This is a genomic window from Rhodococcus sp. PAE-6, assembly GCF_025290685.1.
Taxonomy (GTDB): Bacteria; Actinomycetota; Actinomycetes; order Mycobacteriales; family Mycobacteriaceae; genus Rhodococcus; species Rhodococcus pyridinivorans.
The window spans coordinates 1-273 of sequence record NZ_JAOCLZ010000121.1; the positions used below are offsets into that span (position 1 = coordinate 1).

1 protein-coding gene is annotated in these 273 nt (G+C 63.4%); it reads left to right on the forward strand.

Annotation, left to right across the window (positions count from 1 at the left end; genetic code table 11):
- Window positions 1–34: 34 nt before the first annotated feature.
- Window positions 35–273, forward strand: a 239-nt coding sequence (locus tag NVV99_RS26480; RefSeq protein WP_260783297.1) for a molybdopterin-binding protein, incomplete at its 3' end; no start/stop codon positions are given.

Sequence of the window (273 nt, forward strand, 5' to 3'; positions counted from 1 at the left end):
GCATGCTTTCGAGCCGCAAACTACCGTGGACCTCATGGAACTCGAAGCTCCAAGAAAAGGCCGCGCTCTCGTCGTCGTCGTCGACGATCGCGTCTCCCACGGCGACAGTCCGGACTCCTCGGGTCCGCTCGTCACGGAGCTTCTCGTCGAAGGTGGCTTCGCTGTCGTCGGTGTCGTGACGGTCGCTGCCGACGAGGTCGAGCTCCGAAATGCACTCAATACCGCAGTGATCGGCGGCGTCGACCTGGTGATCTCCGTCGGTGGCACCGGTGT